This window comes from Paenibacillus sp. FSL H7-0940 (assembly GCF_037979415.1).
GTDB lineage: Bacteria > Bacillota > Bacilli > Paenibacillales > Paenibacillaceae > Paenibacillus > Paenibacillus amylolyticus.
Genome location: NZ_CP150280.1, coordinates 3,237,815 through 3,262,897, shown reverse-complemented (window position 1 = coordinate 3,262,897; position 25,083 = coordinate 3,237,815). Strand labels below are relative to the sequence as shown.

At 47.7% G+C, this 25,083-nt stretch carries 21 protein-coding genes; 15 read left to right on the top strand and 6 right to left on the bottom strand.

Translation table 11 applies throughout. The features are described 5' to 3' along the window. The first annotated feature begins 3 nt into the window (after nt 1–3). From MHB71_RS14250 to MHB71_RS14210, 9 genes are all read left to right on the top strand, one after another. Entirely contained in the window at nt 4–1,701 is a 1,698-nt protein-coding gene (locus MHB71_RS14250) for an ATP-binding protein (RefSeq protein ID WP_340030177.1), read from the top strand. Between the two features lie 36 nt (nt 1,702–1,737). Continuing rightward, nucleotides 1,738–2,691 carry an alpha/beta hydrolase gene (locus tag MHB71_RS14245; RefSeq protein ID WP_036670264.1) on the top strand — a complete coding sequence of 318 codons (954 nt, stop codon included), beginning with the start codon at nt 1,738–1,740 and terminating at the stop codon, nt 2,689–2,691. Nucleotides 2,692–2,759: 68 nt separating this feature from the next. Next, nucleotides 2,760–3,473: a class I SAM-dependent methyltransferase gene (locus MHB71_RS14240; RefSeq protein ID WP_340029967.1), complete on the top strand. Its 714-nt coding sequence runs from the start codon at nt 2,760–2,762 to the stop codon at nt 3,471–3,473. Between the two features lie 68 nt (nt 3,474–3,541). Continuing rightward, a complete protein-coding gene (locus MHB71_RS14235; protein WP_211081698.1) occupies nt 3,542–3,727 on the top strand; it encodes a hypothetical protein in 186 nt (61 codons plus the stop codon). Nucleotides 3,728–3,782: 55 nt separating this feature from the next. Next, the gene (locus tag MHB71_RS14230) at nt 3,783–4,220 is read left to right on the top strand and encodes a GNAT family N-acetyltransferase (protein WP_036609514.1); all 438 of its coding nucleotides are present in this window, start codon (nt 3,783–3,785) and stop codon (nt 4,218–4,220) included. 219 nt (nt 4,221–4,439) lie between these two features. Then, complete coding sequence (locus MHB71_RS14225) at nt 4,440–4,898, top strand: MarR family transcriptional regulator (protein WP_339198846.1); 459 nt, start codon at nt 4,440–4,442, stop codon at nt 4,896–4,898. Beyond that, nucleotides 4,895–8,062, top strand: a complete 3,168-nt coding sequence (locus MHB71_RS14220; protein ID WP_100529362.1) for an MMPL family transporter — start codon at nt 4,895–4,897, stop codon at nt 8,060–8,062. Before MHB71_RS14225 ends, MHB71_RS14220 begins: the two co-directional genes overlap by 4 nt. A 202-nt stretch (nt 8,063–8,264) precedes the next feature. Continuing rightward, entirely contained in the window at nt 8,265–8,891 is a 627-nt protein-coding gene (locus MHB71_RS14215; RefSeq protein WP_017689264.1) for a GDSL-type esterase/lipase family protein, read from the top strand. Between the two features lie 92 nt (nt 8,892–8,983). Then, nucleotides 8,984–10,045, top strand: coding sequence for a phosphotransferase (locus tag MHB71_RS14210; RefSeq protein WP_340029964.1), 1,062 nt, complete (start codon nt 8,984–8,986; stop codon nt 10,043–10,045). Nucleotides 10,046–10,158: 113 nt separating this feature from the next. Here MHB71_RS14210 and MHB71_RS14205 read toward each other — a convergent pair whose 3' ends face one another. From MHB71_RS14205 to MHB71_RS14195, 3 genes are all read right to left on the bottom strand, one after another. Next, the gene (locus tag MHB71_RS14205) at nt 10,159–10,836 is read right to left on the bottom strand and encodes a tetratricopeptide repeat protein (protein WP_026081149.1); all 678 of its coding nucleotides are present in this window, start codon (nt 10,834–10,836) and stop codon (nt 10,159–10,161) included. 14 nt (nt 10,837–10,850) lie between these two features. Continuing rightward, nucleotides 10,851–12,839, bottom strand: coding sequence for a translation factor GTPase family protein (locus MHB71_RS14200; protein WP_340029963.1), 1,989 nt, complete (start codon nt 12,837–12,839; stop codon nt 10,851–10,853). A 142-nt stretch (nt 12,840–12,981) separates the two neighbouring features. Further along, nucleotides 12,982–13,857, bottom strand: coding sequence for an AraC family transcriptional regulator (locus MHB71_RS14195; RefSeq protein WP_340029961.1), 876 nt, complete (start codon nt 13,855–13,857; stop codon nt 12,982–12,984). Nucleotides 13,858–14,049: 192 nt separating this feature from the next. Here MHB71_RS14195 and MHB71_RS14190 point away from each other — a divergent pair, with 192 nt between their 5' ends. After that, complete coding sequence (locus tag MHB71_RS14190; protein WP_036609504.1) at nt 14,050–15,567, top strand: tagaturonate reductase; 1,518 nt, start codon at nt 14,050–14,052, stop codon at nt 15,565–15,567. Continuing rightward, a complete protein-coding gene (locus MHB71_RS14185) occupies nt 15,564–17,078 on the top strand; it encodes an altronate dehydratase family protein (RefSeq protein WP_179086417.1) in 1,515 nt (504 codons plus the stop codon). The genes MHB71_RS14190 and MHB71_RS14185 overlap by 4 nt, the downstream gene beginning before the upstream one ends. Before the next feature lie 101 nt (nt 17,079–17,179). Here MHB71_RS14185 and MHB71_RS14180 read toward each other — a convergent pair whose 3' ends face one another. From MHB71_RS14180 to MHB71_RS14170, 3 genes are all read right to left on the bottom strand, one after another. Beyond that, complete coding sequence (locus MHB71_RS14180) at nt 17,180–17,866, bottom strand: hypothetical protein (protein WP_340029960.1); 687 nt, start codon at nt 17,864–17,866, stop codon at nt 17,180–17,182. Nucleotides 17,867–17,900: 34 nt separating this feature from the next. Then, nucleotides 17,901–18,857 (bottom strand): YafY family protein, encoded by a 957-nt coding sequence (locus MHB71_RS14175; RefSeq protein ID WP_076326841.1) that lies wholly within the window; start codon nt 18,855–18,857, stop codon nt 17,901–17,903. 438 nt (nt 18,858–19,295) lie between these two features. Beyond that, on the bottom strand, nt 19,296–21,323 hold the full coding sequence (locus MHB71_RS14170; protein ID WP_340029958.1) for a beta-galactosidase: 2,028 nt from the start codon (nt 21,321–21,323) through the stop codon (nt 19,296–19,298). A 128-nt stretch (nt 21,324–21,451) separates the two neighbouring features. Between MHB71_RS14170 and MHB71_RS14165 the strand changes: the two genes are divergently transcribed. The 4 genes from MHB71_RS14165 (at nt 21,452) to MHB71_RS14150 (ending at nt 24,858) form a co-directional block, all read left to right on the top strand. After that, nucleotides 21,452–22,285, top strand: a complete 834-nt coding sequence (locus MHB71_RS14165; RefSeq protein WP_074094530.1) for an AraC family transcriptional regulator — start codon at nt 21,452–21,454, stop codon at nt 22,283–22,285. Between the two features lie 143 nt (nt 22,286–22,428). Further along, nucleotides 22,429–23,217, top strand: coding sequence for an alpha/beta hydrolase (locus MHB71_RS14160; RefSeq protein ID WP_340029955.1), 789 nt, complete (start codon nt 22,429–22,431; stop codon nt 23,215–23,217). Nucleotides 23,218–23,298: 81 nt separating this feature from the next. Next, nucleotides 23,299–23,964: an SGNH/GDSL hydrolase family protein gene (locus MHB71_RS14155; RefSeq protein WP_100529368.1), complete on the top strand. Its 666-nt coding sequence runs from the start codon at nt 23,299–23,301 to the stop codon at nt 23,962–23,964. Nucleotides 23,965–23,976: 12 nt separating this feature from the next. Beyond that, on the top strand, nt 23,977–24,858 hold the full coding sequence (locus MHB71_RS14150; RefSeq protein ID WP_340029953.1) for an SMP-30/gluconolactonase/LRE family protein: 882 nt from the start codon (nt 23,977–23,979) through the stop codon (nt 24,856–24,858). Nucleotides 24,859–25,083: the final 225 nt, after the last annotated feature.

Below are 25,083 nucleotides of genomic sequence, written 5' to 3'. Positions count from 1 at the left end.
GTGATGTCTAATGAGAGCGGAGAGATACAGAGGCTACGCAGAACGATTGAGCAGTTATCAGATCAGATGATCCGGAGTAAAGAGCAAGAGGAACGGACACTTACGGAATTCTCGGATATGAATAATGAACTGGTGACACTCCAGCGTCTGCTTGCGAAGAACAATAACAGTCTTGAAGCTGCACGTCAGCAAGCAGTAGATGCAGGTGATTCAAAAATCGCATTTATTGCAGGCATCAGTCATGATTTTCGTACGCCATTAAATGGCATATTGGGGATGGCTGAGATGCTCAAGTTGTCTCCATTGTCTGAAGAACAGGAAAATTCCGTTTCCGTTATACAGGATGCTGCCAAACTGCTGCTTAAGCTGATTCAGGATCTTCTGGATCTGTCCAAACTTGAGGCGGGGCAGATGCGACTTGAACTGGGAGAAGTGGATCTTCAAGAGACGATAAACTATATTGTTCGTTTGCTCGAACCCCAAGTCAGAAAGAACGGAAATCAGTTATCGATAGACTGTGACCCCAGAATCTCTACTCTTCTTGAAGGGGATTCAACGAGGATTACACAGATACTGATCAATCTAATTCAGAATGCGAACAAATTCACATCAGAAGGTACAGTGCGGGTACGAGTCACCCTTATGAAAGATGATGAGATTACACAAATGATCCGATTTGAAGTCGAAGACACGGGGATTGGTATCTCGGAAGAAGATCAGAAACAGTTATTTCAACCCTACGTGCAGACTGAACGAGGACGCTCAAGTGAGTATGGAGGAACGGGCCTTGGATTATCGATCTGCAAGTCGCTCGTTACACTGATGGAAGGTCAGATTGGAGTAGACAGTCAGGAGGGTGAAGGATCAACATTCTGGTTCGAACTTACACTTGGTAAGAAAGACGGTAACCAGTCTGTTGCTTCCGCTCAAGAGCATCAGGGGCAGGATATGGATGATGAAGCTCCTCCTGTATCTGTATTGCTGGCCGATGATAATGTCATCAACCGGCAGCTTGTTATGTTGCAGCTCAAAAAACTGGGAATAAACCAAGTGGATGCTGTAGTGAATGGGGAAGAGGCAATAGCTGCTTTTCTCAGCAAAAAATACAGTTTGATTCTCATGGATTATATGATGCCAGTGATGGACGGTTTGGAGGCAACACGCAAAATCCGCTCGATAGAAATGGATGAAATGCGCCATACCACACCAATCATTGCAATGACAGGTAATGTCATGCAGGGAGAGAAAGACAAGTGTATGGAAGCCGGGATGAATGACTTTATTGGCAAACCCTTCACGCTGGAAATTTTGAGTAAGATGATCGAGAAGTGGCAGCAATCTTCCGAACCGACCGAGGTACTAAATATGAGCATCGTACATGAAATTGCGGAATTAAACACCGATGGCGATCGTACACTCCTTGGTATGTTGTTGGACATGTATCGTACCGATACACCTGGCAAAATTGAGGTGCTACGCAGACATATTGTGTCCGGTGACCATGTTGCTGCAACCGAGGTAGCCCATGATCTGAAATCAGGGAGTTTGAGCCTGGGGATTCGTTATTTATCAACTTTGTTTGCTCAGATAGAGCAGTTCGCGAAGGAAGGTCAATCACGGAAAGCAGAACCTTTGCTGGATGCTTTGTTACCCGCCTATCAAGCCGCATGTGCATCACTGCAACGAGTAAGTAAAGATTGAACATATCTTAATGAGGAAAGAGGGTAGGGCTCGTTCATGTTATTCTACGTACTTGCAGCACTGGTACTGATCTTTCTTGCTCTTCTGTGGGCAGGAGGGCTTTATTTTTTCAAAACGGCCATTCGCCGTACACCAAAAACGTTTTTGGTAGATAATCCAAATCTGATGCCTGAACCGGACAATGAAATCATTAGCAGTGCTTCTGACCTGAAGTGGCTGGATGCTCAGCCTACAGAAGAGATATCTCTTCAATCACATGATGGATTAAAACTGTATGGTACATGGCTCGGTTCCAATAAAGGGTCGAACCAGACGGTTATTCTGGCACATGGTTATTCGGGGAGAGGCAGAGAAATGGCTGGATTCGCCCGGTTTTATGCGGAAAAGCATGGTTATAACGTACTCATGCCAGATGATCGAGGTCATGGACAGAGTGAAGGTGATATCATCGGTTTTGGTTGGTTAGATCGTAAGGATTATGTCCAATGGACGAACTGGGTGCTTGAAAAAGTGGGTACACAAGGGGAAATCATATTGCACGGCATATCCATGGGAGGAGCAACCGTACTGATGACAGGTGGTGAAGTCCTGCCGATTCAGGTTAAAGCCATTGTATCTGATTGTGCGTATACATCTGTGGAAGAAGAACTAACGTTCCAGTTAAAGCAATTATACAAGCTACCTGCATTTCCGTTTATACCTGTCACAAGTCTGATCTCCCGGTGGAAAGCAGGGTATTCCTTTAGAGAGGCTTCGGCTCTCAAGCAGCTTGCCAAAGTTAACGTTCCCGTGTTATTCATCCACGGAGAGGCTGATACGTTTGTACCAACGGAAATGGTGTACAGGTTGTATGAAGCCTGCCCAACCGAAAAGGAATTGCTGACCGTCCCCCGTGCGGGTCATGGTACAGCGTTTCAAGTCGATCGCACCGGATATGAGGCGGCACTGGAATCCTTTATGAAGAAAAATCTGTCGCCTGCTTTTAATTGATTTTTTTGTGACAATCTGGGTATTAAGTAGAAGATGCAAATCATTTACTAAACGATGGGGGTATCTTGATGGGAAACGAACAATTTGAGGCTGCGCGAAAAGCAGAGGCAGGTTATCATTCCAATTTCTATCAGAATAATGAATTATTCGCCTCCGGTACCTGGATGTCGAGGCCCATGCCTATGGTGATGGATATGCTGGAACGTCTACTTGCTCACAAGGAGGAATTGCGTGTCCTCGATCTGGGATGCGGAGTGGGAAGGCATACGATACCGATTGCACAGCGCCTTGCAAAAACGAAGAGTGAAGTCATCGGTGTGGATTTGCTGGATGAGGCCGTAGACGGACTTCGCAAGTATGCGAAAGAATATCAGGTTGATCATATCGTGCAGGCAGTGAAAGCAGATGTTGAACATTATGCTGTGGAGCCAAACTATTTTGATTATATTGCTGCATGTTCTTGTCTGGAACATGTCTCAAATAAGCAAGCCTTCATGGAAGCGATAGACCGGTTACAGGCCGGAACTCGTACAGGGGGCATTCATTGTATTACGATGAGTACCAATGTGGAGGAGAAAGAAATCAATACAGGCAAGGAGATTGAACCATTAATTGAGTTGAACCTGCCCACAGCCGAGGCGATTGCTATACTGGAGGATGCCTACAAAGGCTGGAATATTCTGCTTCAGGAACATGTTACACAGACGATTGAAGAGGAAAAGTATGATGAACCGACACAATTTCGTTGTGAACTGCTTCGTTTCGCTGTGCAAAAGCAATAAATTCTCTGCCGGGACCTGACAATGGACCCGGCCCTCTTAATGTGTGGTCTGAAGGGAGATCGTTAAGGATGAATACATATGTAATAGGGATGGATGGAGGAGGGAGTCACACGCGTGTGGCTGTCGCAGATCAGAACGGGAAGATTTTATCCTATGTACAAAAGAATGGTTGCAATCGTTATCACGATACCAATGCTGAGCAAAATGTGCTGGAGGGTATCGGAGCTGAATCGGCACACGACTTGAACTTTTAGAGGCTAACGACTACAATACGATAACGGAAACAAGCAAGGTATAGGAGGAATTAAGGTGTTAATTAATCTGAAATCACGCATACAGGAGCCGGAAGTACAGGAGCTGTTGTCCTACTCGGTTTTTCCTGATCCGGATCACTTGAACCGTGCGTTGCAACAATATGTAGAGAAAGACGAATTGCAAATGGGCGGTTACGAAGATGAGGGACAATTGATCGGTCTGATTGGATATGAGAAGACAGGAACAAGTGAGGTTACCATTCATCATATCTCGGTTTTGCCTGAAAACCGCTTTAAAAATTATGGACGTGGTATGATCTCACAACTGTTGGCAACATACAATCCTGATAGACTGATTGCGGAGACCGAACTGGAAGCCGTCGAGTTTTATCGGAATACGGGGTTCGTGGTATATAGTCTGGGTGAATTATACCCAGGTGTGGAGCGATTCCGTTGTGTGCTTGAAAAAGAGGAAGATACAGACGAAGAGTAGCACAGAGGCCTTTTATTACTTTAAGGAATATATGGATTATCATCAGTACAGGATGTTGGATTTGGCAATGAGCTGAGTCGGACGTCCTGTTTTTTTGTCGTTTTCATCAAAAAAGCAGGAAAAAAGTATTGCTTTGTAAGATTGTTTCATTATAGAATAGTTTCACAGAAGAATAGTTCGTCAAGTGAACTATATAGATTTGGGAAAGGAGAATGAAGAATGAGTACACCGGATGCAAAAAGTTTGGTGAACCGCTATTTGGATGCTTCCTTTATGGTCAATAAGCGGTTTGATACGCGGATACGTGAACAAGTGGGGCAGACCATAACGACCGATCAGTTCTGCGCACTTCGTCTGATTGAAGAGAAACCTTTCTGCACGCCCTCTGATCTTGCAGAGCTTTTGTGTATAGGTAAGAGCAGCATTACCGCTTTGGTCAACAAGCTGGTGGATCGCGATCTGGTCCATCGGGCCGGGGATGAACGTGACCGCCGCGTTGTATATCTGACACTGACGGATACCGGACGACAGGTATACAAGGAAACAGAACAGGAAATACAGCAGATTCTGGAGCCGTATCTGGTTCATTTTAAACCGGAAGAAGTCCGGATTTTCATTGAATCTTTTGAGAAGCTTGCAGCTTTGCTATCGCATGAAGGAGGACGGGAGAACGAATGAGAACGATACTAAAAGCAAGATGGTGGTTAATGGGGCTATGGGTTGTTGTAGCTGCCGTGTTGATGTTTACCGCCCCTAACATGAGTGAACTGATTCGGGAAAAGGGACAGTTTTCGGTTCCGGAAGGGTACTCTTCCACCCAGGCAGCAGCGATTCTGAATGAAGCTGCAGCACAAAAAGGAGAACAACAGGGGAGCCAGATCGCCCTTGTATTCTATAATCCCGATGGGCTGGGCACCACGGGGAAACAAGAGGCAGAGAAGGCCGTTAAGCAATTGGAGGCCGACAAGGAGAAGCTCGGTATTCTGTCCATTCTGGAACCTTTCTCTCAGCCTGAACTGTCCGAGAAGATGATCTCAGCTGACGGAAAAACGATTCTAACATCGCTATCCATTGATCAGGGAGATCGTACGGTCAAGGAAATGCGGGAAGACCTGAATGAAGCATTGAAGTCCGTCAATGTGGAGCACTACATAACCGGTAAAGGTCTGATTGATGAGGACACCATTGAAAGTTCCCAAGAGGGGCTTAAGAAATCGGAATATATTACCGTTGTCTTTATTTTACTCATTCTGTTCCTGGTCTTCCGTTCGTTTGTAGCTCCGTTTGTCCCGCTACTGACGGTGGGGATCAGTTACATTGTATCGCAACAGATTGTTGCATTTCTGGTGGATGGGATGGACTTCCCGATATCCACATTTACACAGATCTTTATGGTCGCCGTCATGTTTGGGATTGGTACGGATTACTGCATCCTGTTGATCAGTCGGTTCAAGGAAGAACTGGCTCATCATGAGAATACGTGGGATGCCATCATTGCCACCTATCGTACTGCCGGTAAAACGGTACTCTTCTCAGCACTAGCTGTGCTGGTTGGATTCATTGCGATCGGATTTGCCCAGTTTATGTTGTACCGCTCTGCGGTTGCCGTAGCTGTAGGTATTGCTGTGATGATGCTTGCCTTGGTGACCATCGTGCCATTCTTTATGGCGGTGTTAGGCAAGAAGTTATTCTGGCCGTCGAAGGGTTCACTTGAACATGCCGAGAGCAAGATCTATGGTGCAGCTGGTCGCTTTTCACTTAAACGTCCATGGGCTGCGCTGCTCATCGTTGCAGCTGTCTGTGTGCCTCTTCTGGCAACCTACGATGGCAAACTGTCGTTCAACAGTCTCGATGAGATTGGCGAGAAATATGATTCCGTAAAAGCATTTAACATTATCTCTGACAGCTTTGGTCCGGGTGAATCGCTGCCGGGTCAGATCGTCATCCAGAACGATGAAGAGATGGATAATGCAAAGTATATGGCCGTTGCCGAGAAAATTAGCCGGGAAGTAGAGAAAGTAGCCGGAGTCTCTGGTGTCCGTAGTATGACACGACCTACGGGTGATGAGATTAAAGATTTTGAAGTTACACAGCAAGTGGGAACATTATCGGATGGACTGGGTGAAGGCAAGACGGGTCTGGACAAAATCCGTGATGGACTGAGTGAAGCCAGCAGTCAGCTAAGTAAAAATGAACCACAGTTAAAAGAAGCTGCTGATGGAGCAGGTGAACTTACCAAAGGAACCTCCCAGTTGCAATCGGGTATCACGCAACTCAGTGAGGGACTAGGGCAGATTGAAAAAGGTATTCGTGACGGTTCCGCAGGTGCGGGTGATCTGAAAGCCGGACTTCAGCAAGCCAAAACGAGTGCAGATCAGCTTGCGCAGGCGAACAATCAGTTGCTTGAAGCCTATCGTCAGGCGGGAGCAGGGGTCGCTGCACTGGGGGATGGAACCCGAGAACTGGAACAACAGCTGAACGGGGTTTCAACAGCTCTAACCAGTCTGTCCGAATCCTTCACAGCACTTGAAGAGCGTTATCCTGAATTGCAGCAAGATGCTGATTACCAGCGTATCAAAGGTACGATTGGAGAAACAGGTTCTGGCACAGCGCAGCTTGCGCAAGGTTTGGGTCAGATTAAGACCAAACTTGGGGAAGCCGCTGCTGGAATTAATCAGGCCAATGAAGGGTTTGCCTCCGCAGCAGCCGGACAAAAGGCGCTTGCCGATGGCCTGGGCCAGATTGTAACGGGAATCGGTCAGTTGCAATCCGGTCTCAAACAGGCTGCAGATGGTCAGGGTAAAGTGATTAGTGAAATTCCTTCCATTCAGGATGGACTTGGCCAGCTTCAGGGTGGTCAGGAGAAAATCCAACAAGGCTTCTCGGATCTGAGTGGTCAGCTGACACAACTGACAGATGGACTGAATCAAAGTGTCGATGGTATTAAACAGGTATCCGGTGGACTGGATTCAGCGCAGGACTACCTGACGCAATTGCAAAATTCACCAGATTCCGATCTGGCAGGCTGGTACGTTCCTGATGAAGCACTGAACAGCAAAGACTTCACACAGGTATTTGATACGTATCTGTCTGAAGATCGGAAAACGATGACGATTGATGTTATTTTCGCCGAAAATCCATACGGAACAGAAGCCATTGATCGTGTTCCTGACATTGAGGCGGCAGTACATCGCGCGGTACAAGGCAGTACGCTTGAAAAAGCAGACATAGCCATAGGTGGCGTTACCAGCACGTTCGCAGATTTGCAGGAGATCTCGAATAACGACTATACACGTACTGTAATGTTGATGCTGGCAGGTACATTCATTATTCTGGTCGTGCTGCTTCGCTCGGTCATTATGCCATTGTATCTGATTGTTTCCTTATTACTGGCTTATTTCACATCGATGGCGTTAACCGAAGTGATCTTTGTTAATATCCTCGGATTCGCAGGCATTAGCTGGGTTACTCCGTTCTTCGGATTTGTTATGCTGATTGCACTTGGTGTGGATTATAGCATCTTCCTGATGGACCGTTTCAATGAGAACAAAGGTATGAAAGTACAGGATGCGATGTTGTACGCGATGAAGAACATGGGCACCGTTATTCTATCTGCCGCAGTCATTCTGAGCGGTACATTTGCTGCGATGTATCCATCCGGTGTTCTCTCGATGATGCAGATTGCCACAGTAGTCCTTAGCGGACTGATCTTGTACTCTCTGCTGTTCCTGCCATTCTTCGTCCCAGTGATGGTGAAGATGTTTGGCCGGGCCAACTGGTGGCCGTTCCCGAACAAGGAACAATCAGATTCCGTTGATTCGGATCGGACCATAGGCATGTAATGCATTGCAATGGATCAGGCTCTGCCGCGTTATGCGGCAGGGCTTTTTTCTTTTTTTACCTCTACAGAGAAGAAAAATAGTTTTATGCAAAAGAAAGGTGCATGCCTAAGGACACCATCCCGCGCCTTGTCTTGCCACTCATCATAAGATATAGAGCAGTTCATTATTGTTCAGAGAAATCACAGCAGAGAGGGGCGACGGGATGGTATATCGATATGTGGCTATAGGAGATTCATTAACGGTAGGTACAGGAGCGTTGCTGGGCACCGGCTTTGTTCCTTTATATCGGCGAATGGCAGAAATGAATGTTCGTACGTTTGTATCCATGGAAAATATGGGCGTGAATGGACTGACGTCGGGGGAAATGTTGCAGATGATCTCTTCGCATCCCCGAGTGCGGCAATCGCTCCGTGAAGCGGATATCATTACCATATCCATTGGCGGGAATGATCTGATTCGTACGTTTAAAGCAAGTAATGGTATTCCAAATGCCAGCAAAATGACACAGGTGCTCGGAGAAACCCGCAGTAATGTATCCCAGATCATGCGGCACATTCGGCAGTTAAAGGGCAACCATGAGTATATGGTCCGATCCATCGGATTGTACAACCCGTATCCACAAGCGACGGAAGCTGCGTACTGGGTGCGCCAATATAATTCGTTTTTGAATGGAGCGGGATCAGGCAACTATGCGTGTGCTCAGGTGTATGACAGGTTTGAAGGTCGTGAACGTGAACTGTTGTTCTGGGACAGAGTGCATCCCAATGCAAGAGGGTATCGTGTCATTGCGGAGCAGCTTAATCGGACGGGATATTATCCGTTCTCTTGATCACTTTGGAACAGAACTAGACCAAGCGATGGACTTCCTTTAAGATAAATAAAAGACAGTTCCATTTTGTGAGATAAAGGGGTTAATTTTTGGTGCAAAACATCGATTCCGGTTCCCTCCATCCTTCAGACCAGCAGCGTATATCCGAAGTGTTGGCCTTATATGGTTTTACATCGGATTGGAAAGGCGAGCGTGGAAAGGGTGGGATGAATAATTCTACTTACATGCTCCATGTAGACGGGACTAATTACGTCATGAGACAATATGAAACACATAATGATCCGATGAAAATTACCTTTGAACACGAGGTGCTGGCAGCCCTTCAACGATCGAACTTTAAGCTTGATACACCTTCACCTGTAAGGCGGTTATCTGGTGAGGGAGGTACATTCCTTCGTGTAAAAGATACCCTCACTGGTCATACCAAAATCGTGACTCTGTTTCATTATAGGGAAGGCGTCAATCCCATCTGGCACACACCAGATCAATTGATAGGGCTCGGTAAAGCGGCGGGGGCCCTGTCTTCTGTTATGGCTACGCTGGATATACCACTTGAACCTGTGTATCCACCATACTATCGAATTCAGGATGCGTATCCGCTCTGTTCACAAGAACGATTATTACAGTTATGCACATCGCCGCCGGAGCAATTGGCCGCATGTACAAATGAGTTGAAGCAACTGAGAGAGGCGCTGCCAGATCTGTTTGAAGCCCTGCGGGGTATGGAACATCTGCCGCATCAATTGGTTCATGGGGACGTGAATGCCTCGAATGTATTGGTAGATCAGCAGGATGGTGGAATCTGTGCCATTTTGGATTTTGAATTTGCGACATGGGATTTGCGGGTAATGGAGCTGGCTGTTCCGATGTCTGACCTCCTTACCATGGACAAGAGTGAAGATTGGATGTGGCAGGCACAGGAGGGACTGATCAGGGGATTTCGGGAACAGGTCAGCCTGAAACCGGAAGAGTTGCTGGCTATACCTCGATTGATTTTACTGCGTAGTCTGGATGTGGTCATGCATTTCATCAGTCGGATGTTCGAGGGTACAGATGAGCCGGAAGTGGCTGTGGAGCAGATTGTGAAGCTGAAACAGCGGATCGACTGGATGCGTCTTCATGAAGAACGACTGCGTGAGATATTGGTGTATTAATATCGTTATTAAAAATAAAGTGCACTGGTACTGCTCATACGAGGGCAGAGATCAGTGCACTTTTATTGGTTAGAAAAGTGATATATGAAGATTACAGCGTATAGCGAATGACATTACAATCCACGTTTGCGGAACCAACTGCGGACAGCCCAGCGGCGCTCCTGACGTTTTTTGTATTTGGGCAACGAACGATAAACGTTCAACGATTGCTCGTATGCCTGCTTCGCGTCTGCATTGCGCCCAAGGGAACGGTGAACCGAACCGAGCAGATAATAGGCTTCACTGGAAGAGGAATGAATCTCCTGAAACTGATGCACATAATCCAGCGCTTTGTCCTCATGCGTATCTTTGAAGGCTCCAGCAAGGGTTAGGTACGGGCGTCCGTACTTGACTCTGGGGTTGATCTCGAGGGCTTGCAAAATATGACGTTCGCCTTTTTCGATGTTGCCCAAATGAAGCTCAGTTGTTCCTAATGCCTCCCAGTACTCAGCCGATTGCTCGTATGGGCGTTCCAGTTCAAGCAATAACGCATGTGCCTCACTGTAACGCTTGCGCTCAATTAACAGGCGAGCCAGTTCCAGCTTGGAAGAAACTTCATTAGGACTCATGGCAAGCTGTTGCCGAAGCCGTGAGATGTTACGCATACGTTTGAGAGGTTTCGTGAAGCTTGGGAACACCCCAACGTAACGACGATCCAGGAAATACAGTATAACGAGTAAAATCAGGATGGCTATGAACGGATTACCTACAATCCGCCATAAAAGGCCAAAGATAAGAAATTTAATAAGCACAGGTTCAACTCCATTTATGATGTAATCGCGTTTCGTACACTTAAAATATATTTCGACTGATCCAGCGGGTTAACTCCTCTGCGTTTGCGCGTATGATTCACATCCGCAGGACAATCTTGGTATCCGGCAAACGAAGTCGTAAGCACTCCGCGGCCGCTGGTCTCGGAACGCAGTTTCACCGGATAATCCATTGAGGTGGCAAGAGGCATAACTCCTTCAATAATACAACGTCCGCTACCGATGACGGGGGCTTCGAAGGTTGCCCGCATATGTACCAGATCACTAAGGGCCTTACCGCCGTATTCCTCCGGGACCGTCAGCCGGAACTGAAGAAGGGGTTCCAGCAACGTGGTACCTGTTCTCGACAATCCATCCATGATTCCCATAGGCGTGGCTACAACAAAATCCAGCGGATGTGTATGCCAGACATGATGTTCCCCTTCCACCAGCGTGATGCGCAGATCGGTTACTTCCCAACCGAGCATACCTTGAGACAAGGCTTCCGGAATTCGTCGTTCAACTTCATTCTGATAACGTAACAGCAGATCTTCTGTCCTTACGGTTGAGGCATAGATCAGACCGCTTTCGCGAGGCAAAGGTTCAATCTTGAAGCGGAGGATGGCCCAGCAGGGCTTAGGCATCGTATAGGCAATGTAACCTTCTCCGGCTGTACGGGGTGTCTCCTTATAGATGACGGATGGCGGATCAAACACGACATCCAATCCGAAACGACTCAGCAACAGGCTGGATAAAATCTCAAGCTGAATGGTTCCCATGACCTTGAGATGCAGTTCTCGTTCCTCCGGCAACCATTGCAGGTCGAGTAAGGGGTCTTCATCCGTCAACTCTTGCAATGCTGCAACAAGATCGGGGTAACGTGCCGGGTCCTTGCCATGTACTTGTACGGTCAGCAAAGGTACAGCCATCTGTGGCAGAGGAGGTACACCCTCAGGATTGCCGATAATGTCACCCACATGTGTATCACTCAGTCCGTACAGCGCAGCAATCTGCCCCGCGTGAACGGCACCGGTATCCGCCCATTTCCGTCCATCCATGCGGCGAATCTGCGTCACTTTCTCTTCAAGCTCCCGCGTCGAATTATGGATGGTATCCCGATTGTGTAAGCTGCCAGCATACATACGGACGTAAGCCGTGCGTCCCATCGTACGGTCACGTTCAATCTTGAACACAACACCGGATACGGGAGAGTCCACTGGTTGTGCAGGTGGAGGAAGAAATGCAAGAACCGTGTCCAGCAATGCCGTGACGCCAATTCCTTTGCCGGAAGCCCCATAACACACAGGGAATATCTCACCCTGATGCACATACCGCAGGAATGCTTCATTCAGATCCCTTTGCGATAACGGAGTCTCCTGGATGTAGGCTTCCATGACCTCTTCGTCCAGCTCGGCAAGTATCTCTACCAGACCTGGAATGGAAGGTGTGCCATCTGACAGAGAATCTTGATTCGGGTTCCAGAGGGAGTCGATGCCATGAAATGAATCTTCATGGAGCTGATACGCTTGGATTTCGCATGCGAAAGGGGACAGGGTGGAACGAATCTGCTCCATTACCGCTGGGGCAGACGCGCCAATCCGATCCATTTTATTAATATAAATGATGGTTGGGATGCGAAGTGAACGAAGGGCATGCCAGATGGCTTCACTCTGGGACTGAATGCCTTCAACTGCCGACAGAATGAGAATAGCGCCATCCATTACCCTTAGCGTTCGCTCTACTTCGGAGCTAAAATCAATGTGACCAGGCGTATCAATGAGGTCAATGATGGTGTTCTTCCAGATCAGAGAGGTCATGGCTGCCTGAACGGATATGCCACGTTCTTTCTCAATGTCCAGGGAGTCTGTGGCTGTTGTTCCGTCATCTACACGTCCCGGACTGCGGACGACACCACTCTCAAATAACATATGCTCGGTGGTGGTTGTTTTCCCCGCATCCACATGGGCGAAGATACCAATATTCCTGCGATTCAATTCGTTTAACATGGAATGCTAAGCTCCTCTGACAACGGAATGCAATGTTTCCGACAAGTAATAATCCAGATTATCATACCACATCTTCCATATGGAAGAATATGTGGATATATATGATTAGGCCCAGGCACCTATGTTCCAGTCTGGTTCTATTTTAACGAGAACTGTTCATGGTTCTGCGGTATGCTGCGGGTGTTGTACCGGTTAATTTTTTGAATTGACGGTAAAAGTGGGGCAGGCTGTCGAACCCGCAAGCATCGGCAACGGCTGCCATCGTCTCATCACCTTGCACCAGATGCTCTTTCGCCATAATGACCCTTCGTGCTAATGCGTAATCCGTTAGAGTCATTCCCGTGTATCGTTTGAAGGCACGACTGAAATGGGCAGGGGATACAGAGGCGTGCTGCGCCAGTTCAGGGAGGGACAGGCCATTCCGAAGGTTATCGTCAATATGAGAGATCGTAGAAGAGAGCCATGAGGGACCTGGAGCGGATTTACCCGGATTCGCAGGTCCCGCAGCTTCCAGACGTTCCAGAAAAATGAGCAACAGTTGCAGCCTTAACAGGGCCGCATGTGCGCTTAGATGATGACCGAGCTGGAATTCGGTCTGAATATTATCAATGAGGGCGGCCACCTGTGATTGCTCCTCTGTGTTCAGATGCCTCTTATACACGCGTTGTTTACGACAACGTTCAAACAGGCTTAGCAAGGAAGAAGCAGCGCCTCCAGCGGTCGATGCCAGCAAGCCCGGGCTGAAGAACAATGCGGAAGATGTGACAGGATTGCCTGCATCCGGCAAGGCTCGGTGAACCGTGCTGCCCGGTATAATGAACAGATCTCCTTCTTGCATATTCTCAAGTCCCGTATCAATAAAGATGCTTCCCTGACCCCGATATACATAGATAATTTCATGCCAGTCGTGAAGGTGATCTGGCAATTCGTTCTGAGGGGATTTGGTATCGCTGTACACCAGGCGGAACGGAATACCGGATTCTGCTTGAATAGTCGTACGAACAGGTGAACGTTCCATAAAGACTCCTTTCCAGACGATCGTCTTCAACGAGATGTTATACCTGGTCATGAGAGAGTATATTTACCGCAATATAAGCAATTTAATTTCCTTTTATTGATGATACAATGAATTTAAAGCGTTTACAATAAAAGGGTGCAGAGCCTTCGAGCTGCATTCCGACAGTACAAATAATCGATGAGGTGAGTGTCCATGTCGGCAAGCACGAAACGGCCAAGGTTGAAGCTGAATTTACTGGGGAGCGATGGTCAGCGCAAGTGCAAGGAGATTATGGAGCGTCCCGTGAAGGTTTTGCAGATTGGAGAAGGTAATTTCTTGCGGGGATTTGCAGACTGGATGCTTCATGAGAGTGCCAGACAAGGCAAATTCCATGGAAGTGTAGCTGTTACCCAACCACGACCGGGAGGCAAAGCCAAGCTGGAGCAGATTCGTGATCAGGATGGATTATATACGATGATTACGCGTGGGCTGTCTCAAGGAAAGCCGGTTGAGCGGACAGAGTTGATCTCCATTTTCTCACAGTGTATCAATCCGTATGAGGAATGGGATGCCTTTCTGAACTTGGCGGAACTGCCTTCACTTGAGTTCGTTATTTCCAATACAACCGAATCAGGATTGAAATATACGTATGCGGACTATATCGAGGGTGAACCCGTCCAATCATTTCCGGGGAAATTAACAGTTTTCCTGCATCAGCGATATTTGAAATTTGATGGTGATCCATCCAGAGGTTTGATTCATCTGCCATGCGAGCTGCTTGAAGGCAATGGTGACGTGCTTCGCAGTTGTGTTCTCCGTCATAGTGAGGATTATGGGTATTCGGAAGGCTTCCGCTCATGGATCGAGAACCATAATCACTTCTTGAACAATCTGGTAGATCGAATCGTAACAGGTGCGCCGACCCAGGAGGAAGCCGATTCCCTGACGAATCGCTGGGGGTATGAGGACCAGTTGATTAATACGGCAGAGCCATATCATTTCTGGGCCATTCAGGGTGATGAATCATTGGACAAAAAACTTCCTCTCAAGCAGGCAGGTCTCAATGTACATTGGGTGAAAGATCTGAAGCCTTTTCAGGTACGCAAAGTTCGTATTTTGAATGGGTCACATACCTTAATGTCATCCCTCGGCATTCTGCAAGGTAAGCAGCATGTGAGAGAAACGATGGAAGATCCGTATTTTGGCTCATGGATCAGGGAAGCTGTGCATCAGGAGATCGTGCCTGCTCTGGATATGCCCGATCATCAGCTGGACCAGTATGCAGAAGAAGTGTTCGAACGGTTCCTTAACCCATATATTGATCACAAATTGCAAGATATTGCTTTGAATACGATCGGAAAATTCAAGGTGCGTGTGCTGCCAACACTATTGTCTTACGAGCAAAATCAGGGAAGTTGGCCAGAACGTTTAATTCAAGGGTTTGCTGGATTATTGTGTCTCTATCGTCCGGTAAATACGCCAGAAGGTTACAAGGCACAAAGACTGAATGGAGAGGACATTCTGCTGCGGGATGACCCGGATGTCCTGGCTACTTTGGCTGCACACTGGGACGGTTATGACACGCTTAACAGGGATCAGAACCAACTGGATAACCGGGTAGCGGCTGTGTTGTCAGATACCCTGATCTGGGGCGAAAATCTGGATGCAAGAGAAGGGCTGCGTGCAGCACTTGTTCGTGAAATCGGATTGTTGGAAGGTGAAGGGAAATGAACACAACAAGTACAATCAATGACTGGATTGCCATTCAACCACAGGATGATGTCATTATAGCGCTTCGGGATTATGCGAAAGGAGAATGCATTACCCTGCCAGACGGTGTTTCTTTTACCTTGCTGGATGACGTGCCCAAAGGGCATAAGATTGCTGTTCATACCCTGGCACCGGGTGATGATGTGATGAAGTATGGTTTCTCCATCGGGATTGCCCAAGAGCAGATTGAGCAGGGAAGCTGGATTCATAGTCACAACCTGAAGACGGGTCTGCACGGATTGCTTGAATATGAGTATCAGCCGGGCGCGCAGGTTCAGACGGACATGCCTCCGGAACATCTGCGCTCATTTGATGGATATTTGCGCCCCAATGGTGACGCAGGTATTCGTAATGAGATCTGGATTGTGAATACGGTTGGATGTATCAATAAAGTTTGTGAAGCTTTGGCACGTATGGGGCAGTCCCAGTTTGGAAGCCGGGTAGATGGTGTATTTCACTTTCCGCATCCATTCGGGTGTTCACAGCTTGGTGATGATCTGAAGTATACACAACAGTTGCTGGCCTCCTTGGTGGAGCATCCGAATGCAGGAGGCGTGCTCGTCATCGGTCTGGGCTGTGAGAACAATCAGGTCGATGAATTCCGTGAGTGTATTGCTCCGGAATACCGCGGTAAAGTACGGTTTCTCAAAGCACAGGAAACGGATGACGAGCTTGAGGAAGGGCTTCGACTGATGGAAGAACTTGTGGAGATCGCTGAACATGAACAACGGCAGCCGCTTCCGCTCAGTAAACTTAAAATTGGTTTGAAGTGTGGCGGTTCCGATGGTTTATCTGGCATTACAGCCAATCCGCTGGTCGGTGCAGTTGCTGATATGTTGGTTGCTGCCGGGGGTACGGCTATTCTGACGGAAGTTCCGGAGATGTTTGGTGCGGAGACGATCTTAATGAACCGGGCTGCCAATGAGCAGGTATTTCACGATTTGGTGGACCTCGTGAACGGCTTCAAGCAATATTTTGTGAACCATGGCCAGAACATCTATGAGAATCCTTCACCTGGGAATAAGGCTGGTGGCATCACAACGCTAGAGGAAAAGTCACTTGGATGTACGCAAAAGGGAGGACGTTCTTCCGTAGTCGACGTTCTACGTTATGGCAAACGTGTAACTCAAACCGGTCTGAACATTGTAGAAGCACCGGGTAATGACCTGGTGTCTGTAACGGCACTGTCTGCGGCGGGTGCACATATTGTGCTCTTCACAACAGGGCGGGGGACTCCCTTCGGAGGTCCGGTACCTACCGTCAAGATTGCGACCCAATCCGATCTGGCGAATCGCAAAAAACACTGGATTGACTTCAACGCAGGCCAGCTGTTGGAGGGGCAGACGATGGATGAGGTGAAAGTGCAGCTGTTCAGCCAGCTGATTGACATTGCTTCAGGACGGTCACACACACTCAGTGAGCAGCATGGATTCCGGGAGATTGCCATATTCAAGGATGGCGTAATTCTCTAAATCCATTGTCGATGGGGGCTGTTGATCGTCTGGGTTACATTATATGGTGAACCACAGCCAATTCCGGTTGAAATTTGCACTACAACCGGGATTGGCTTTATTTAGATTCCACGGATGCCAAGCGCTTTGGCGATGCTTGATAATGCGGCTGGTGAGGCATGTTGTTGCAGTTGAGCAACCAGCAGTTCACGCGCCTCTGCAACGCTACCTTCAAACGGCTTAATGCCGTGACGTTCCATCCAGTGACCAGCAGTCTCGTATGCGGAGCTGTTCCAGGCGACTTTGCCTTCTGCGAGCCCTTCTTTTTCTTTGGTGCCACTGATCACAATGGCTACACAGCCCTGAAGGTCCAGAAGTCCACGGTCAAATGTTTTTTTGTCCTCTTTTGCCCCGAAACCGGCTTGTGATCGCAAGGCACGTCCATCGATGCCTTCTTGTTCTGCAACTAACGCATGAAGTTTGAACGCTTCACGGGAGAGTAGACCCGCTTCATACTGTTCCTTGATAGTTCTGGGATCGGCAAGCAGTCGGTGTACCCAAGGGAAGTATTCAGATGAGACAAGAAGCGCTTTCTTTTTGACAAATTTTCCATATGCAGCAATGCCCTCTTCAGCCAGGCGTGAACGCCATAACCAAGGATCGAATTCATCATCCTTGTGCCAATGTTCTTTGGGGGTTAGCGATGACAGAGAAGGATAATCGGTAAATAGTGGTGCCAGAGGCAGCAGCCCTATAGACTGGATACGCTGTACTGCTTCTTCGTACGTTATAACGGCTTCATATGTCATGATATCAGTAGGCTCCTTTTTGTGTGTAGTCAAGCTACGACTTGGTTGAAGCAAGGTATCTCCGGCTCACTTCCTCGGCATGCTGACGAATCTCACTGCGAAGTTGGAGAGGTTCAATCACTTCAGCTTCACGTCCTAATCGGTAAAAGAATCGTACGGCCCAGTCCCATTCCCCTGGTGGACAAAGGAATGATAATTCCCAGAGATCCGGGGCAATTTCAGTCATCTTTTCACCAATATGCTCGTCCTGTTCAGCTTCAATCATTCCCCTATAGCTCAGTTGTACCTTAACCAGGGTTGGCGGCTGTTCTGGAGGGATCGGCTTGCTCTGCTGTTGCTCCGCCTGTTCGTGAAGCACCAGTGCATCCTGTGGTTCGATCGCTTTGACATCGATAATTCGGTCAACCCGGAACAGACGCTGTTCACCATGTTCGAGGGAATATGCTTCACAGTACCAGAAGCCAGAGGAAGCATATACCCGTGTGGGACAGATATGCAACCAACGCTGACGTGATGCGGAGCGATACAGCACACTAAGCCACCCGTGTTCGGGTATACATGCCAGCAGTGCGTCCAGATGAGGAAGAATGTAATTGCGGTCTGGAATATGATGATGCAGTTGTTTGAGCATGGGATCAATTCGCGACATAATATCATCCGGAATGATAGCCTTAACTTTGTTCATCAGGGTCCAGCGTTTCTCATGAAAGGGTGTGTCGGCGTAGCGACTTAGACCTTCAAGAGCGAATAAGAGCGTCGCTGCTTCTACCGGGTCCAGCTGTAATGGGGGTAATACGTAACCCTCCATAAGACTGAAACCGCCTCCCGGACCGGAAATGGCAATAATGGGCACATTCATCTCGGAGAGGGATTGAATATCCCGAAGAATCGTGCGACGGGAAACCTCAAATTTCTCACCTAATGAGTGTGCCGTTTCGTGACCATGCTGTAATGCCATTACAATGGCAGCAAGCCGATTTGTTCTGTTCATGTCAGCCACTCCGTTTCGATCTGCGCCGCCGGAAAGTGATGTCGTAGTTATATTTCTATTGTAACAACGAATAAGTGACATCATGAGTGTCACCAATTTTTCAACTGTTCATTATTTTATAATGGATCAGCATCAGGATTCACAAGCATGTTCCGGCAGGCTTTGTTAAAATGTGTTTCTCGTCCAATTCGCTTTGCATACTGATATTTCCTTCTATCAAAAAGACCACAGATCATGCCAAAAACCCGTATCCGGTGTAGACGGATACGGGAAGTAGCAGCTTTTGGCTTACAGAAGACGATAAAGGTCTGAAATCTATACCAATATCCTCGCTGAAGACAATAAGAAGTATAAAAGGAATGAATATGTGACACTTTGTATCGCGGGAATTTCTATCACATTATATTATTCCGAATGATTTCAATTAAGCGAAATCGCTTATTTCATTTCGAGCAATTGCACTCCACGGGCTTCAATCTCAACACTTCCCGAAAGCTCACGATTGGTGAGCAGATCATGTGCCTTAGTTGTTCCCAGATCATAGGATTGTGTGGTTGCGTTATGGTTCATGACAAACAGGTAGGGTCTGCCGTCTTTGGTTCGTGCGCTTACTTCAACACCTTCTGGTGTCTCAAGCAAGGATTCTACGTTCTTGGCTGCTGCAAGCTGTCCCAGCAAACCATCCAGGAAGCGCTCATCCGGGTCGGATGCAACGTACCAGGCTTCACCTTGGCCAAAGGTATTACGTGTCACAACAGGCATGCCTTTATAAAAGTCGTCTCCATACTCCGCGATGACTTCGGCTCCTTCACTGTGCAGCAGGTCACACAGCATGCCGCAGCCATACTCTCCTTGAAGATCACCGTAGGTTTCTTTGAGGACAATGCGGTTCTTTTGCTCAGGTAGCAGAGCATCAATCTCTTCCACCCAGATTCCGAGCAGTTTACGGAGTTCTCCCGGATATCCACCTGTAGTCACGAGGTCGTTCTCGTTGACAATGCCGCTGAAGAAGGTCGTCAGGAATGTTCCACCTGCTTCAACATACTTCTCCAGTTTGGCGGCAAACCCTGGTTTAACCATGTAAAGAACAGGGGCAAGGACAATGTCGTATTTGCTCAAATCCGTATCCACACTGACGATATCTACCTGTATGTTGCGACGGAAGAAGGTTGCGTAGTATTTATGGATCTGATCCACATAGTTCAGGGCAACCGTTGGTCCGCTTGATTTTTCGATGGCCCACCAGTTATCCCAGTCGAACACAATCGCTACTTTGGATTCAACAGATGCATCCAGCGTGGTATCTCCAAGGATCTGCAATTCCTTGCCCAGCTCAGCGACTTCGCGGAATACACGTGTATTCTCATGCCCAGCATGCTCAATAACTGCACCGTGATACTTCTCACAGGCACCAATGGAGCGGCGAAGCTGGAAGAACATGATGGTATCGGCCCCGTGCGCAACAGATTGATAACTCCACAGACGCATGACACCTGGACGTTTCAGTGAGTTATACGGCTGCCAGTTCTGCTGACTTGGTGTTTGCTCCATCAGCATGAACGGTTGACCATCCTTCAATCCGCGCATAAGGTCATGAGCCATTGCCGTGAAGCTGACGGGTGTTGCGAGACCAGGATAACTGTCCCAAGAGACGATATCCAAATATTTTGCCCATTTGAAATAGTCTAATTGCTTGAAGAATCCCATCAGATTGGTAGTAACAACGGAGTCCGGAATATGTTTTTTGATCGTATTGTATTCCAATAGATAACAATCCAGCATGCTGTCGGAGTTGAAGCGAGAGTAGTCCAGCGAGATTCCCTGGAACGTTGAATTGTTGTTACCCCAATGTTCGCTCAGGTTACTCGGTAATACAATCTCGTCCCAATCGTAGAAGGTATGCCCCCAGAAATTCGTATTCCATGCTTTGTTGACCTGTTCCAGAGTCTGATAGCGTTCTTTCAGATACACGCGGAACGCTTTCTCACAGTTGTCACAGTAGCACTCACCGCCATATTCGTTGGAGATGTGCCATACGAGAACCGCGGGGTGATCCTTGTATCGTTCGGCAAGTTTATCCGCAATCTTCTCAGCGTATTTGCGATAGGTCGGGCTGTTGGGACAGGAATTATGGCGCCCACCGAATTTGCGTTTGCGTCCATCGGCATCTACACGAAGCACGTCTGGATATTTCTTTGCCATCCAGGCCGGATGGGCAGCAGTGCTTGTTGCAAGGCATATATAGACACCGTTTTCATGTAAACGATTAATCAGTTGGTCGAGTTCTTCAAAACGGTAAGTAACTTCATCAGGCTGAATCAGTGCCCATGAAAATACGTTGATTGTGGCAATATCAATGCCTGCCAATTGGAACATGCGCAGGTCTTCAAGGTGGGTTTCGTGATCCCACTGTTCCGGGTTGTAATCGCCCCCGTAGAACATTTTGGGCAGTTTGTTACTAATCAATGTGTTCACCTCTTGTATAAGAATAATCCTATACTATATGATACATATGACTTTTAAAATATAATAAAAGTAATGACTCATATAAGAATACGGAAGTTTATTTCAGCTTATACCCAAGGAGGCATCCCATGTTTATCTCCCCCCGACATCAACGATATTTCATGACATCACGTGATCAGCCGTTACCCCTTTATATTGAGAGCCTAGGTTATAACGGCAATCAGGAGAAGGTGTCCAGACCTGTCGGGTATCCCTGTTACCATTGGCTTCAGACCGTGAAGGGAGCCGGAGAATTCAAGTTTTCCGGGTCCACGGTCGTACTGGGGGAAGCATCAGGTATTTTGCTGCCGCCAAATGAACCGCATGAATATGTGCGCGCCCAAGGAGAGTGGGAGACATTCTACATTACATTTGGCGGTTCCCAGTGTCCGGCAATCTTGGAGTCACTTAGTCTGGGTGAAGCAGCGTTGCATCAGTGGGAGCAGAGCAGTCCGTTCAATGATTACGGCCAGGAAGTGCTGGATTCGATCAGAAGTGATCAGGATTTGTCGGGACTCGAGGCGTCAGCGGATATATACCGATTTTTGATTTTGCTCAAAAAACATGGCATGACCGGCAATCGGTCTTCGATCTCTCATGCCGTGGAGAGACTCGCTCCGCTCATTGCATTCATGGAACAGCATTATGCGAATCCTGAGATTGGTCTCGAACATATGGCTGACGTCACGGGGATCTCATCCAGACATCTGAACACCTTGTTCAAGCAGTCCTTTGGCATGACAGCCTACAGTTATTTCATTTTGCTGCGCATTCGCAAAGCCAAGGAAATCATGACCGCAGACTATAGACCCACGATTAGGGAAACTGCAGTTAGGGTAGGGTTTCGCGATGCAAGCCATTTTGTAGCAACTTTTCGCAGGATTGAGGGGGTGACTCCTGAACAGTTCCGTAATTTGTACTAACATGTACCCAAATGATCAAAAAGTGATGCCAGGAAGGTATTGATGCGTTAGGGTCATTACCGTTATGATGGTATCGATTCCTGAGATTCGAAAACGTTTAAACGGACCCATGTATCCGTTCTACTTGGAGAGGATGATTGAAGATGACAACAACTATACCCTTATGGGATCATGCTGCACCTTATGCAGCCCAGGGTCATGAAGACGAGATGCCACATTTGATTCCATTTATTCAGCCCGGTTCCGAGAGCGCTGTCATTGTATGTCCAGGGGGCGGCTATGGATTTTTGGCTGATCATGAAGGTGCTCCAATAGCCGAATTGTTGAACCGTGCAGGTATAAGTGCATTTGTCCTGAATTATCGGGTGGCGCCTCACCAGCATCCTGCACCGATAACAGATGGTCAGCGTGCCATACGTTATGTTCGTGCTCATGCTGAGCAGTATGGCATCAACCCTGCCAAGATTGCAGTACTTGGTTTCTCCGCAGGCGGACATCTCACAGCAACACTGGGAACACTGTATGACGAGGGACAACCGGATCATGAGGACCTCATCGAACGCCAGAGTTCACGCCCGGACCGAGTTATTCTCTGTTATCCGGTCATTACGATGGAGTCGTATGGACATGCCGGTTCCCGTGAGAATTTGCTTGGGTCTGATGCGTCTGCCGAGCAGATCAAGGCTTTCAGTGCGGAGCAGCAGGTAAGAGTGGATGCTCCTGAAGCGTTCATCTGGCACACCAGCGATGACCAGGCAGTGCCTGTAGAGAATAGCTTGCGTTACGCACTTGCATTGGGTGCGCATGGCATCCCCTATGACTTGCACGTTTTTGAGAAAGGCTCACATGGACTTGGATTGGCTGAGGACAACCACGCGGTTCGGGTATGGTCAGATCTGTGTCTCACATGGCTCAAGAATCAAGGTTGGTAATCACTGATTGGATAACAACTTAACGGTCTGATTAATCAATTATTCTTATATTAGCGCCTTGGAGCGAAGGAGAAAATAACGATGAAATTGCAAAAAAATGACAAGCTTCTGTTTATCGGGGATTCGATTACAGATTGTGGTCGGGAACATCCAGTAGGCGAAGGCAGTTCAGGTCTGGGCCATGGTTACGTAGCGCAAGTCTATGCCCTCTTGCGGTCCATCTATCCGGAATTGATGTTGCGTGTCCAGAATGTGGGTAATGGTGGAAATACGATTCGTGATCTGAAACAGCGTTGGGATCGTGATGTGCTTGACCTTAAACCGGACTGGCTGACGATCATGATTGGCATTAATGATGTATGGCGTCAGTTCGACAACCCATTGTCAACAGACTCACATGTGTTTCTTGAAGAATATGAATCCACATTGCGTGAACTGGTGGCTTCGGTTCGTCCCAACCTGAAAGGTCTGGTGCTAATGACGCCTTATTATCTTGAGGCCAATCCGGAAGACCCGATGCGGGCAACGATGGATATCTACGGAGAAGCGGTACGCAGGGTAGCGAATGAGTATGATGCGGTGTATGTGGATACACAGGCTGCATTTGCTCCATTTTGGGATCATTTCTATACGTCTGTGCTGACTTATGACCGGGTACATCCGGATGCAACGGGCCATATGGTACTGTCCAAAGCATTCTTGGATGCCATCGGATTCGAATGGTCAGGCAGCGTCAAATCTGAATAAGGACGTGAGGGCATGAGCGACGTAACTGTAGCAGTACAAACCCCGGCATTACTGGGGGAAGGTCCAAGCTGGGATGCAGAGAACAATCGATTGTTGTGGGTAGATATTGAAAGCTTCAAGGTGCATGTGTATGATCCAGCTACAGGGCAGGATCAGGCTTATGATGTCGGTGAACATGTCGGGGCTGTTGTTCCCTATCGTGGTGACGAAGTTGTGGTTGCTTTACGCAGTGGATTCCATACGTATCACTTGCTTACGGGTGAGCTGCAGGCTATTGAAGACCCTGAACAAGATAAGGATACCAATCGTTTTAATGATGGAAAATGTGATGCGAAGGGTCGCTTCTGGGCAGGCACGATGAGCATGAATAATGAGAGCAAAGCCGGATCATTGTATTGTTTGGAGCAAGGGCAACCCGTTCGCACAATGGTACAAGGTGTGTCTACATCCAACGGTCTGGGCTGGAGTGCGGATCGGCAGACCATGTATTACATTGATACCCCGACACGTTCTATTGACCGGTTTGATTTTGATTTGACGGCAGGTACGATTCAAAATCGGACAAGTGTCATTCACATACCGGAGGAATTCGGTTTTCCGGATGGGATGACGGTTGATGGTGAGGGCATGCTGTGGGTTGCGCACTGGGGCGGAGGAAGAGTCACTCGTTGGAACCCGCATACATCAGAACTGTTGCAACAGATCGAGGTGCCGGCAGATCAGATAACATCCTGCTGTTTTGGTGGACCGGATCTCGAAGAGTTATACATTACAACAGCACGTATAGGGATTAAGGAAGAACGTTTGAAAGAGACACCGGATGCGGGCTCACTTTTTGTCATCAGACCGGGCGTTAAAGGGCAGGAGACTCACGCTTATGGTAGCCAGCAATAAACAGGTGCCAATTATACAGTGAACCTTAGTGAACCTCTGCCTGGGTTGCCAGCTAAGAAACGATTCATTCTTTACTCTTATATAAAATGTCGAAAGGTGCTGTTCTAACAGCATCTTTTTTTGTTGTATAAACCAGTTTAAACACTGAAAATATTTTACAAAAATCGGAATTTCGACAGAGGGGTTTGTGGATTGCCAGCGAATGTTATTTATTGAAAGTATTAT

Bases quoted from the DNA above. Each gene is read 5' to 3' on its own strand.
- MHB71_RS14225 (WP_339198846.1), top strand. From the start codon at position 4,440: ATGAGTACACCGGATGCAAAAAGTTTGGTGAACCGCTATTTGGATGCT.
- MHB71_RS14240 (WP_340029967.1), top strand. From the start codon at position 2,760: ATGGGAAACGAACAATTTGAGGCTGCGCGAAAAGCAGAGGCAGGTTAT.
- MHB71_RS14220 (WP_100529362.1), top strand. From the start codon at position 4,895: ATGAGAACGATACTAAAAGCAAGATGGTGGTTAATGGGGCTATGGGTT.
- MHB71_RS14155 (WP_100529368.1), top strand. From the start codon at position 23,299: ATGAAATTGCAAAAAAATGACAAGCTTCTGTTTATCGGGGATTCGATT.
- MHB71_RS14190 (WP_036609504.1), top strand. From the start codon at position 14,050: ATGTCGGCAAGCACGAAACGGCCAAGGTTGAAGCTGAATTTACTGGGG.
- MHB71_RS14165 (WP_074094530.1), top strand. From the start codon at position 21,452: ATGTTTATCTCCCCCCGACATCAACGATATTTCATGACATCACGTGAT.
- MHB71_RS14195 (WP_340029961.1), bottom strand. From the start codon at position 13,857: ATGGAACGTTCACCTGTTCGTACGACTATTCAAGCAGAATCCGGTATT.
- MHB71_RS14175 (WP_076326841.1), bottom strand. From the start codon at position 18,857: ATGAACAGAACAAATCGGCTTGCTGCCATTGTAATGGCATTACAGCAT.
- MHB71_RS14160 (WP_340029955.1), top strand. From the start codon at position 22,429: ATGACAACAACTATACCCTTATGGGATCATGCTGCACCTTATGCAGCC.
- MHB71_RS14215 (WP_017689264.1), top strand. From the start codon at position 8,265: ATGGTATATCGATATGTGGCTATAGGAGATTCATTAACGGTAGGTACA.
- MHB71_RS14185 (WP_179086417.1), top strand. From the start codon at position 15,564: ATGAACACAACAAGTACAATCAATGACTGGATTGCCATTCAACCACAG.
- MHB71_RS14200 (WP_340029963.1), bottom strand. From the start codon at position 12,839: ATGTTAAACGAATTGAATCGCAGGAATATTGGTATCTTCGCCCATGTG.
- MHB71_RS14180 (WP_340029960.1), bottom strand. From the start codon at position 17,866: ATGACATATGAAGCCGTTATAACGTACGAAGAAGCAGTACAGCGTATC.
- MHB71_RS14150 (WP_340029953.1), top strand. From the start codon at position 23,977: ATGAGCGACGTAACTGTAGCAGTACAAACCCCGGCATTACTGGGGGAA.
- MHB71_RS14235 (WP_211081698.1), top strand. From the start codon at position 3,542: ATGAATACATATGTAATAGGGATGGATGGAGGAGGGAGTCACACGCGT.
- MHB71_RS14245 (WP_036670264.1), top strand. From the start codon at position 1,738: ATGTTATTCTACGTACTTGCAGCACTGGTACTGATCTTTCTTGCTCTT.
- MHB71_RS14250 (WP_340030177.1), top strand. From the start codon at position 4: ATGTCTAATGAGAGCGGAGAGATACAGAGGCTACGCAGAACGATTGAG.